The following is a 10,849-nucleotide window of genomic DNA, read 5'->3' on the forward strand; positions in this document are numbered from 1 at the left end:
CCGCGGGCGGTGTCGCCCCGACCGAAGGGATGAGAGATGAAGCCTCGCCTTGCCTTGCGACTGAAGCGCACCGTCACGATCGCGGGGTTCCTGCTCCTGGTCGCGGCTCCTGCGGACGCGCAGACCGGCTATCCGCCGGGCCCGCCCACGACGCAACCGTCGGGCACGGGCTCGAGCGAGGACCTCGGCACCATCGCCGTGGGCGAGACGAAGAGTTCGGAGCTGTGTGGCTTCGCGCCGGGCGCGACCGTGCGCGTCACCGCCAACGGGACCTTCGTGCTCAACGCGACTGCCGACGCCAACGGCTGCGTGCAGTTCGAGGTGATGGTCATCTCCGCGAGATCGATGGAGATCAACGGCACGCGCGCGACCGCCGTGTGCGGTCCCAACGCGGTCGTCGCCTCTGGCTCCGCGACGAACGCGACGCGTGTGACGCAGACCCTGCGGTTCGAGATCGTCTGCGATCCCGTCGCGCGGGCCGGCACCGCCACGACCGGTGCCGCCATCGCCCGCGGGGCGCTCGTCGGCGTCGCGCTGGTCGGATCCGGCGTGCTCATCGTGCTCGGCAGCCGGCGCCGCAAGACGCGCGACCCGGGCTGAGTGTCTGCCGAACCCGGCCCGATCAGAACATGGGCGGCGGGCCGGGGACGGTGGGCACGATCGCGTACCCGGCCGCGATGAGCCGCAGGAGCAGCTCGGGGAGCATCGCGACGGTGCTCGCGCGGACCCCACCCCCGTCGTGCAGGATCACCACCGCTCCCGGCTTGGCCGCGCCCAGGATGCGGTCGCGCAGCACCTCCGGCGGCGGCCGCAGATAGTCCTTGGGGTCGACGTTCCATCCCAGCACCCGCTCGCCGATGCGGTGGGCGACGTCGATGACCTGTGGGGTGAGCCGTCCACCGGGCGCCCGGAAGAACTGCGCGTCCTGGCCGGTGATGGCGCGCAGGTCCGCGGCGTTGTCGGTGATCTCCGCGGTGACCTGCTCGGGAGGAAGCCGGTCGAGCATCGGGTGGTGGGAGGTGTGGTTGCAGAGGGTGTTGCCCTCGGCGAGCTCCTCTCGGACGAGCTCGGGATGGCGTCGCTGGTTGTAGCCGACCGTGCAGAACGTCGCCTTGATCGCGAACCTGCGAAGGATCTCGAGCACCAGAGGCGTCCAGTCGGGGCTGGGGCCGTCGTCGAACGTGAGCGCGATGACCCGGCCGGGGTTCGGCATCGCGGGCCCTGCGGGGATGAGGGTGCGGCGGGACACCACCTCGCCGCTCCGGTGGCCGGTGATGATCTCGTCGAGGCCCGGTGTTCCCGGTTGCCACACCGAGTTCTCGACGTCGGGGAGGCCCGTCGGCAGGGCCGCCTGCGTACGCACGTCGACCGGCTCGACGCGGGCCGCGCCGTTCTGCACGAGCACCTGGCCGCGCCGTCGGAGCCGGGCGTGCGACCCGACCGGTTCACCGTCGAGGCTGATCGTGGCCCGGTCCGCGTGCGCGTCGAGCACCCGACCGCTGGCGGCCGCGACCAGGGCGCCGTCCCGCGGCACGATGTCCGCCGCCCGCAGACCGTCGGCGACGACGGGCGAATCGCTGACGACCGTGACGTCGATGCCGTCCACGCGCGCGACGGTCGCCATCGGCGGCGGCCGCGGCGGTGCTTGCGCGTCGAGCGCGGCCGCCGTGCCCGCCGTCGTGGTGGCCACGACGGCAGCCAGCGCGATCGTCAGGTGAGTACGCGTCGACGAAATCCGTTGATGCCCGCCCACGTGAGCAGGCAGGTGTACGTGATCAGCGCGCCGTAGATCGCGGCGAGGTTCATGTGCGGGAACTGCGGCGTGAGCGCGGCGCGCAACCCCTCGCTCATGTAGACGAGCGGGTTGAGCAGCACCGCCACCTTGAGCCAGGGGATGGGCGACAGTCGGGCCCACGGGTAGTAGGTCGCACCCAGGAAGGTGATCGGGATGATCACGACGCTGAACATGAGCGGGACCTGGTTGGGCTGCACCCGCGTCCCCATGGTCATGCCGAACGCGGCGCCGAGCAGCGTGGCGAGCGGAGCCACCGTGAGCAGCACCGGCCAGTGCACGTCGAGGTGCACCGACGTGGTGGGGATGACGGCAGCCAGCGGGAACACGATCGCTGCCGCGAGCAGGCCCTGCAACGCGGCTGACACCATCTTCTGCGCGGCCACGCCCCACACCGGGAGCGGGGCCATCACGCGGTCCTCGATCTCGCGCGTGTAGCCGAACTCCTGCACCAGCGGCAGGGCGACGGCCTGCACGCCCTGGAAGATGCACGCGATCGCGACGACGCCGGGCACGATGAGGATGGCGAAGGCCGCCTCCGAGCGACCCGGTCCCCCGATGCCCTGCCCGATCTTCGGGAACACGTAGGTGAAGACGAAGACGAACAGGGCCGGTTGCATGATGGTGCGCACGATGAAGACGGGCAGGCTCTTGCGCAGCACTGCGAAGTCGCGCAGGAGCAGGGCATTGAACGCGGTGATCGCGGCGCGCGTCGGAGGGCGCAGCTCGGCGAGGGTCACGTCGGGCGGACGAACCTCTGTGGTCACTCCCTCAGGTCCTTCCCCGTGAGGTTGATGAACACCGCCTCGAGCGTGGGCTCGGTGACCGAGAGGTCGGTGATCGTGAAGCCGCCGGCCTCGGCTCGGGTGACGACCTTCGGCAGCACGCCCTGTGAGCCGCGCAGGTGCACGCGCACGACGCTGTCGACGACCTGCACGCGCATCGCACCTTCGAGGCCCTCGAGGTGGTGGGCCAGCGCGGCGAGGTCGCCTTCGGCCGAGATCTTCACGATGGTGTCGGCGCCCACCGTGCGCTTCAGCTCCGCCGGTGTGTCGAGCGCGAGGATGCGGCCGCGGTCCATGATCGCCACCCGGTCGCAGAGCCGGTCGGCCTCTTCCATGTAGTGGGTCGTCAGCAGGATCGTCTCTCCGTCGTCGTGCAGCTCGCCCAGTATCTCCCACAGGGCGAGGCGGCTCTGCGGGTCGAGCCCGGCCGAGGGCTCGTCGAGGAACAGGGTGCGGGGCCGGTGCAGGATCGAGCGGGCGACCATCAGGCGTTGGGCCATGCCGCCGGAGAGCGCGTTGGTCTCGGCCGAGGCGCGATCGGCGAGCCGGAAGCGCTCGAGCGCCTCGTCGGCCGCCCGGCTGGCCTCGCGCCCGCTCATCCCGAAGTAGCGGCCGTGGAAGTAGAGGTTCTCGCGCACGGTGAGGCTGCGGTCCAGCGTGTTGGTCTGCGACACCACGCCGATGACCTGCTTGGTCAGGCTGGGGTGCGCCCACACGTCGATGCCGCCGACCGTCGCCCGGCCGCTGGTGGGGATGACGCGGGTCGTGAGCATGCCGACGGTCGTGGTCTTCCCCGCGCCGTTGGGCCCCAGCAAGCCGAAGATCTCGCCCTCGTGCACCTCGAGGTCGAGCCCGTCGACGGCGCGGAGATCGCCCGGGTAGACCTTGGTGAGCGCATCGGTTCGGATGACGGCTGTCGGCGCGCTCATCCCGCGACGGACTGGCCGTAGAAGAGACGTTGCACCACTTGACGGGCGCGACGGGTGACGCGGCGGTAGCTCTCGCGCAGCTCGCCGGGTGTGCTGTCGAGCGAACGGGCCAGCCGGGAGAGCTGCTCGGGCTGGGTGGGGAGCGCGTCGCCCGGCGCTCCCTTCACGAGGAACCACCGGTTGCGCGTACGCTCGCAGAAGCGGTACGCGTCGGCGAGCACGGCGCGATCGTCGGCGTCGAGTTGACCGCCCGCAGCGAGCGCGTCGAGCGCGGCGATCGTCCCCGGCTCACGAACACCGTGCTGCAGTTGCAACAGCTGAGCAGTGAACTCGACGTCGGACAACGAGCCCCGACCGAGCTTCAGGTGGAAGCTGGAGTCGTCGCCGGCCGGCAGTCGCTCGCGCTCGATGCGCGCCTTCATGCGCCGGATCTCGCGCGCCTGGTCGTCGGTCAGCGGCTGCCCCCACACGTGGTCCCCCGCCACCTGCATGAAGCGACGGCCGAGCTCGTCGTCGCCGGCGACGGGGCGGGCGCGCACGAGGGCCTGGCGCTCCCAGGTCTGCCCCCAGCGCTCGTAGTAGGCGCGGTACCCGTCGAGGCTCCGGGCGAGCGGTCCCTGCTTGCCCTCGGGCCGCAGGTCGAGGTCGGTGGCGTAGATGCGCCCGGGCCCCGCCTCGCCCAGGAACGCCAGCAGCGTCTCGGCCGACTGCTCGGCCGCGGCGAAGTCGGCCGGCGTCGTCCCGTCGTAGACGAACAGCAGGTCGAGATCGCTCGCGTAGGACAGCTCCGCGCCACCGAACCGGCCCATCGCGATGACCGCGAACGGCAGGCGCGGCGCGACCGCGTCGAGCGCGGCGCGCACGCATGCCTCCGCCAGCGCGGTGAGCTGTCGGGCGGTCGCGGGCACCGTCGTGGCGTCGTCGCCCTCGAGCCCGAGGATGTCGCGCGCTGCGATGCGGAGCTCCTCGCGTTCCTTGAACCGGCGTAGACCGCCCCGGCGCTCCTTTCGACCGCCCCGCCAGGACAGCGCGACGGTGGCGCCGGCGGCCAGGATCTGGGGTGGACGCGGCGCCATCGCGTCGGGGTCGCCCAACGCGGGGATGAGGTCGGGGTGGTGTTCGAGCGTCTGGGTGAGGAGCCCGCTCGTGCCGAGCACGACGCACAGGCGCCGGGCTGCCTCCGGCGAGTCGCGGAACGCGGTGGCGAGCTCGGTGGTGCGTTGCGGCCCGGAGCTGAGCTTGCGCAGGCCGAGCAGACCGAGGCCGGGGTCGGGTGACTCGGACAGCCACTCGAGCAGCAGTGGCATCAGCTGCCGCATGAGCCGGGACGAGCGGCTGAGCCCTCGCGTCAGCTCCTGGACGGCCTGACGGGTTCGCGCCGGGTCGGTGAAGCCGAACGCGGCCAGCCGGGTCTCGGCTTCGCCCGGGGGCAGGGTGGCGCTCGCCGATCCCGCCAGCGTGTCGAGCAGGGGCCGGAAGAAGAGCCGTTCGTGGATCGACCGCACCGTCGACTGGTGCAGCAGGAGCACCGCCTCGAGCTGCGCGAGCGCGTCGCCCGCGACGGTGTCGCGGTAGCCCATGACGCGCGCCAGCCGGGTGCGGGCGGCGACGTCGGTAGGGAGCGCGTGCACCTGTTGCTCGTCGACGAGCTGGAGGCGGTGCTCGAGCACGCGCAGGAAGCGGTACGCGTCCGCGAGCGCGCGCGCGTCGTCGGCCGCCACACAGCCGGCCCGTTCGAGCTCGGCGAGCGCGTCGAGCGTCGTGGGCGAGCGGAGGTCCGCGTCGCTGCGTCCGTGCACGAGCTGCAGGAGCTGCACGGCGAACTCGATGTCGCGTATGCCACCGCGACCGCGCTTGACCTCGCGGTCCCTCAGCCCCTTGCGCGCGAGGGCGTCCTCGGCCCGCGCCTTCATGGCCCGCACCGAGCGCACGTCGTCCGCCGTGAACGGCCGCTCCCACAGCCGCTTGTGCGCGGCGGTGAGGAAGTCGGAGCCGAGATCGGTGGCGCCGCCGACGGGGCGGGCCTTGAGGAGCGCCTGGAACTCCCAGGTCTGCGCCCACCGGTCCCAGTACGCCTCGAACGACTCGAGTGAGCGCACGAGCGGGCCGTCCCGGCCTTCCGGACGCAGGTCGGCGTCGACGCGGAAGCACGTCCGCGCCACCTCCATCAGCTGGCGGGCCCCGGCCTCACCCTCTCCGACGAACATCACGTCGATGTCGCTCGCGTAGTTCAGCTCGCACCCGCCGAGCTTGCCCATCGCGATCACCGCCAGCGGCGGCTCGTCTGCGAACCGCCACGCCGCATCGATGACGTCGGCGGCCAGCGCGGACAGAGCGCGCACCACGGTCTCGAGCCCGTCCCGACCCAGGAGGTCGCGAGCTGCGATGCGCAGGAGCTCGAGGCGCTTCCAGCTCGCGAGCGCAGCAGTATCGTCGGCGTCGAGCGCGGGTCGTCGTTCGAGATCGGCCAGCACATCGATGGCGCGCCCGTCGCGCAGGCACGCGTCGGTCAGCGCCCGGCTGGCGGCGGTCACCGCGACGATCGCGTCGCGCAGCCCCCGGTCGGTGTCGAGCCGGGTCGCGAGCCCGTCGTGCGCCTCCACCAGCCGTTCGATCGCGACGGCCACCGCGGCCGGCGCGGCCGAGTGCTCGACGGTGTCGGTCAGCGTGTCGGACGCCACCGCGGCAGTCTGTCAGGCCGGGAATCGATCGCCACCCCGATAGTCTCGTCGTGTGGCGCGACTACGGATCGCCGCCTGCCAGCTGAACACCGTGGTGGGCGACCTCGACGGCAATGTGACGGCCCTGCTCGCCATGCTCGACCGCGCCGAGGCGGCCGGATGCGATCTCGCGGTGTTCCCCGAGCTCGCGGTCACGGGCTACCCGCCCGAGGACCTCCTGCTCAAGCCGGGGTTCGTCGCCGACAACCTGGCGTCGCTCGAGAAGCTCGCGGCGCGCACCGGCCGATGCGCGGCGATCGTGGGCTTCGTCGACCGCACGAACGACCTGCACAACGCGGCCGCGGTCTGCGCCCACGGCCAGGTGCAGGGCGTGTACCACAAGCGGTTGTTGCCCAACTACGCCGTGTTCGACGAGCAGCGCTACTTCGCCCCCGGCCAAGGCGACCCGGTGCTCTTCGTCATCGGCGGCGTACGGGTGGGCGTGTCGATCTGCGAGGACATCTGGAGCCCGAACGGGCCGGCTTCCGCGCAGGCCGCGGGCGGGGCCGAGCTCGTCGTCAACCTCAACGCCTCCCCGTACTACGCGGGCCGGCTCGAGGAGCGCGAGCGCATGCTCGGCACGCGCGCGGCCGACGCCTCGTGCTCGCTCGTCTACGTCAACCAGGTCGGGGGACAGGACGAGCTGGTCTTCGACGGTGCCTCGCTCGTCGTGGACGCGTCGGGCGCGGTGCTGGCGCGCGCCCCCCAGTTCGTGGAGGACGTCATGGTCGTGGACCTCGACGTGCGGCCCTCCTTCCGCAAGCGGCTGCTCGACCCCCGCGGCCGGGCGTCGAGCTCGCCCCTCGCACAGGTCACGGTCACGGGCGAGGCCGCCGAGCACGACACGCGCGTCCACCCGACGTGCGCGGAGCCGCTGGCGCGGGAGCGCGAGATCTACGAGGCGCTCGTGCTCGGCACGCGCGACTACGTCGCCAAGAACGGATTCACCGATGTGGTCCTCGGGCTCTCGGGTGGAGTGGACTCGTCGCTCGTCGCCGCCGTCGCCGTCGACGCGCTCGGGGCCGAGCACGTGCACGGGGTGTCGATGCCGTCGCGCTACTCCAGCGAGGGCTCACGTACCGACGCGGCCCGGCTGGCCGACGTCCTCGGCATCGACTTCCGCACGATCGCCATCGAGCCCGCCCACCGGGCCTTCCTCGAGATGCTCGCACCCTCGTTCGCGGCCACCGACGAGGGCCTCGCGGAGGAGAACGTGCAGGCGCGTGCGCGCGGCGTCACCCTGATGGCGCTGTCGAACAAGTTCGGTTGGCTGGTGTTGACCACCGGCAACAAGAGCGAGATGGCCACCGGCTTCTCCACGCTCTACGGCGACAGCGCGGGCGGCTTCGCGGTCATCAAGGACGTGCCCAAGCTGATGGTCTACGCGCTCTGCCGCGACCTCAACGCCCGCGCCGGCCGCGAGGTCATCCCGGAGGCCGTGCTCACCAAGCCGCCCTCTGCCGAGCTGCGGCCCGATCAGCGCGACGACCAGTCGCTCCCCCCCTACGAGGTGCTCGACCCGATCCTCGAGGCCTACGTCGAGGACGACCTCACCGCGGGCGAGCTCGAGGCCGCGGGCTTCAATCCCGACCTCGTGCGCCGGGTCGTCGGTCTCGTCGACCGGGCCGAGTACAAGCGCCGCCAGTACCCGCCCGGCGTGCGCGTCACGCCAAAGGCGTTCGGCAAGGACCGGCGGGTGCCGATCACGAACCGCTACACGGGTTGACGCGCCGCTTCACCGAGAGCACGCGCGCCCACGTGGCGCTCGTGGCCGCCGCCTTCTTCTTCGGGACGACGTTCGTCGTGGTCAAGGACGCCGTGCGCGACGTCGGACCGGTGCCGTTCCTCGGCGTCCGGTTCGCGATCGGCGCCGCGGCCGCGTGGGTCGTCGCTCGCCGCCGGCCCGTCACCCCCGGCTGGCTGCGCGCGGGCGCGCTGACCGGCGTCGTGCTCATGGTGGGCTTCCTCTTCCAGACCATCGGGCTGCAGTACACGACCACGACCCGCTCCGCGTTCTTCACCTACCTCCTGGTGCCTGCGGTGCCCGTGATCTCGGCCCTCGTGCTCCGCCGGCCACCGACGCCGACGACCGTCGCCGGCATCATGGTCGCGCTCGTCGGGGTCTTCCTCCTGAACGGCGCCACCCTTGCGCTGGGTCGGGGCGAGGCGCTCACGCTCGGTTGCGCCCTCGCGTTCGCGGTGCAGATCGTGATGCTGGCCGAGCTGTCGCCCAAGCACGACACCCATCGACTCAACGCGGTGCAGTTGGGGGTGGTGGCGGTCGGCTGCCTGGTCCCCGGCTTCTTCCTCGGGGGCTACGACTTCACCTTTCAGGCCTGGTGGGCGGCGGCGTACACCGGTTTGGCCGCGTCGGCCGTGGCCTTCGGCTGCATGGTCTGGGCCCAACAGTGGATCGGCCCGTCGCGGACCGCGCTGTTGCTCATGCTCGAGCCGGTCTTCGCCGGCGTCGCCGGCTACCTCGTGGGCGATCGCCTGGGCGCGCTCGGCATCGCCGGCGCCCTTCTCATCCTCGCGGGGATACTCGTGGCCGAGCTCGGGCCGCGAATGGTCGCGCGTCCGGCCCGGCGGTCGGCGGCGCCCACCGCCTAATCTGCCCGCATGCCCGAGACAACCCCGCCGCCGCGCGCGGCGTTCGCACCATGGGACCGCCGCCAGCTCCCCGGCCTGTTCGACGTCGAGGAGTCCGCTCGTCGCGTCGGCCACTACAAGTGGATCGAGATGCGCCTGTTCGAGGCGCTCGGCGGCTGGGTCGCCACGGTGCCCGAGCTCGACATCAAGATGCGTCTCGGCACCCACTGCTATCACCACGCCTGGCACTCGGAGCTGTGGCACAAGCGCCTGCCCGAGCTGCGCGAGATGAACCCCGACCGGCTGTGCGTCCCGCCCAACGACGCCTTCGTGACCTTCGTCGACGCGGTCACCGAGCCCGAGGCGCCCGAGCTGACCATCGAGAAGCTCGTCGGCGTGTACCGCGTGCTGATCCCGCACAAGATCGCCGCCTACACCTACCACCTCAACGCCACGAGCACGATCACCGATGCGCCTACGATCCGGTCCCTCAAGTTCGTGCTGCAGGACGAGCTCGACGACTGGCGCGACGGCGAGATGATGCTCCAGTCGGTGATCGTGACGCCGGCGGACGCGACCCGCGCCGCCAACCATCAGGCCCGGCTCGAGGGCCTCGTCGTGGAGGCCGGGGGCATCGCCGGACCGGGCAGCATCGGCGACTCCGGCGCCAGACGCGCCGCGGGCGGGAACGGCCAGTGAGCGTGAAGGTCACGGTCGTGCCCGCGGAGTTCACGCTCGTGCAGTACGAGGCCGCGAGCATCGCCGAGGTGGCGGCCGACGTCGCCGACACCATCGGGTTCCCCGACGGCACGGAGGTGCGCGTCGAGGTCGACGAGACCTCGCCGCTCGGCAAGACCGAGGTCGTGGCGATCGATCCGGTCACGGTCGCGATCGAGAGTGGCGCGTTCGAGGACGCCAAGCGACCGCGTCATCTCAGCGAGAAGAGCGTCCGCAGCGTGCTCGGCCGGCTGCTGTTCCGGGCGCACGACCGGCTCGACCCCTCGTTCGCGGAGGCGCCGCCCGACGAGGACATCGCGCTGCGCGAGCACGTCGCATGGGACACCTACGCGGTCGGCCGCTGCGAGCGTCTCGGGTGGCGTGTGCAGAAGGAGCGCCGGCGCTACCACTTCCGCATCCGCCACGGCTTCACCGACGTGGCCGACGAGGCCTTCGACCGCCTGTGGGCCGCCGACGGACTGACCTGGGCCGACCTGCAGGCCGTCTGCGCCGAGACCGAGGCGGCCGACACCCGCGCCGTGGTCAAGCGAGGTCGTGGGCGCTGACGCCGTCGAGCAGGTCGATGTCGGGCGGGGCGGCCAGCAGGCCGACGCACGCCTCGGCCATCCCCACCATCTCGGGTGAGTCGAAGTGGGCCCGCTGGGCCTCGGGCGTCGCCCACTTCTGGATGACGACGTAGCGCGCGGGGCGGGTCATGGAGACGCAGAGGTCGATGTTGCGGCAGCCGGGGTGGGAGCGGCTGAGCACCACGTAGCGGGAGAGCGCGGCGGCGAGGCGCTCGGGCTCGGTCGCATCGAAGGTCATCGTGACGACGGTCAGCTGCACCTCGTCCGGCACGACCTCCCAATGTAACGGCCTCCCAACGGAGAAGGCCCCGAACCGAGATGCAGGAGCGGGCCGTGGTCGTGACCGCTGACCTTGACCGGCCAGGTATCGTGGAAGTCGGTAGGCCGCTGCCCACCCGACGTAGTGGGAATCCGCGCGCCCTGACCGGCGTTGTCAAAGGGCCACGTTGCAGTACCGGTACACCAGCTAGACCGCCACACCAGTTGTAGGCCTCACCAAAAGGACATTTCTTGCCGAAGGAGCGTGTCGAGCGAGACGAGGAAGACCTCGTCCGGCTCTACCTCACCGACATCGGGCAGTACCCGTTGTTGACCAAGGACGACGAAGTTCGCCTGGCGAAGGCCATCGAGGCGGGCAACGCATCGCGAGGCGCACTCGAGCAGGGGGGCAAGGACCTCTCCGCCGCCCGCAAGCGCGAGCTCCGCAAGGGCGCCATCGAGGGCGAGGACG

At 71.7% G+C, this 10,849-nt stretch carries 10 protein-coding genes and 1 pseudogene (1 of these 11 only partly in view); 6 read left to right on the forward strand and 5 right to left on the reverse strand.

What is annotated here, in order from left to right:
• The first annotated feature begins 36 nt into the window (after window positions 1-36).
• Window positions 37-600 carry a hypothetical protein gene (locus E6G06_10275; protein ID TML91428.1) on the forward strand — a complete coding sequence of 188 codons (564 nt, stop codon included), beginning with the start codon at window positions 37-39 and terminating at the stop codon, window positions 598-600.
• A gap of 22 nt (window positions 601-622) precedes the next feature.
• On the opposite strand, the gene E6G06_10280 is transcribed toward E6G06_10275, so the two are convergent.
• The 4 genes from E6G06_10280 to E6G06_10295 are packed head-to-tail and all read right to left on the reverse strand — an operon-like array spanning window position 623 to window position 6,187.
• On the reverse strand, window positions 623-1,690 hold the full coding sequence (locus E6G06_10280; GenBank protein ID TML91429.1) for a polysaccharide deacetylase family protein: 1,068 nt from the start codon (window positions 1,688-1,690) through the stop codon (window positions 623-625).
• Between the two features lie 20 nt (window positions 1,691-1,710).
• Window positions 1,711-2,517 carry an ABC transporter permease gene (locus E6G06_10285; protein TML91482.1) on the reverse strand — a complete coding sequence of 269 codons (807 nt, stop codon included), beginning with the start codon at window positions 2,515-2,517 and terminating at the stop codon, window positions 1,711-1,713.
• 38 nt (window positions 2,518-2,555) lie between these two features.
• Window positions 2,556-3,506, reverse strand: coding sequence for an ATP-binding cassette domain-containing protein (locus E6G06_10290; GenBank protein ID TML91430.1), 951 nt, complete (start codon window positions 3,504-3,506; stop codon window positions 2,556-2,558).
• Entirely contained in the window at window positions 3,503-6,187 is a 2,685-nt protein-coding gene (locus E6G06_10295; GenBank protein TML91431.1) for a bifunctional [glutamine synthetase] adenylyltransferase/[glutamine synthetase]-adenylyl-L-tyrosine phosphorylase, read from the reverse strand. The genes E6G06_10290 and E6G06_10295 overlap by 4 nt, the downstream gene beginning before the upstream one ends.
• 52 nt (window positions 6,188-6,239) lie before the next feature.
• Here E6G06_10295 and E6G06_10300 point away from each other — a divergent pair, with 52 nt between their 5' ends.
• From E6G06_10300 to E6G06_10315, 4 genes are read left to right on the forward strand one after another with little or no spacing between them, the layout of a single operon-like run.
• Window positions 6,240-7,952 carry an NAD+ synthase gene (locus E6G06_10300; protein ID TML91432.1) on the forward strand — a complete coding sequence of 571 codons (1,713 nt, stop codon included), beginning with the start codon at window positions 6,240-6,242 and terminating at the stop codon, window positions 7,950-7,952.
• Window positions 7,949-8,836, forward strand: coding sequence for a DMT family transporter (locus E6G06_10305; GenBank protein TML91433.1), 888 nt, complete (start codon window positions 7,949-7,951; stop codon window positions 8,834-8,836). The genes E6G06_10300 and E6G06_10305 overlap by 4 nt, the downstream gene beginning before the upstream one ends.
• Before the next feature lie 9 nt (window positions 8,837-8,845).
• Window positions 8,846-9,514, forward strand: a complete 669-nt coding sequence (locus E6G06_10310; protein ID TML91434.1) for a hypothetical protein — start codon at window positions 8,846-8,848, stop codon at window positions 9,512-9,514.
• On the forward strand, window positions 9,511-10,098 hold the full coding sequence (locus E6G06_10315; protein ID TML91435.1) for a hypothetical protein: 588 nt from the start codon (window positions 9,511-9,513) through the stop codon (window positions 10,096-10,098). Before E6G06_10310 ends, E6G06_10315 begins: the two co-directional genes overlap by 4 nt.
• Here the strand turns inward: E6G06_10315 and E6G06_10320 are convergent.
• Entirely contained in the window at window positions 10,076-10,390 is a 315-nt protein-coding gene (locus tag E6G06_10320) for an antibiotic biosynthesis monooxygenase (protein TML91436.1), read from the reverse strand. The two genes, E6G06_10315 and E6G06_10320, sit on opposite strands and share 23 nt — an antisense overlap.
• Before the next feature lie 239 nt (window positions 10,391-10,629).
• Here E6G06_10320 and E6G06_10325 point away from each other — a divergent pair.
• Window positions 10,630-10,849: pseudogene (locus E6G06_10325) on the forward strand (sigma-70 family RNA polymerase sigma factor) (it continues 721 nt past the right edge of the window).

This window comes from Actinomycetota bacterium, from assembly GCA_005888325.1.
GTDB lineage: Bacteria > Actinomycetota > Acidimicrobiia > Acidimicrobiales > AC-14 > AC-14.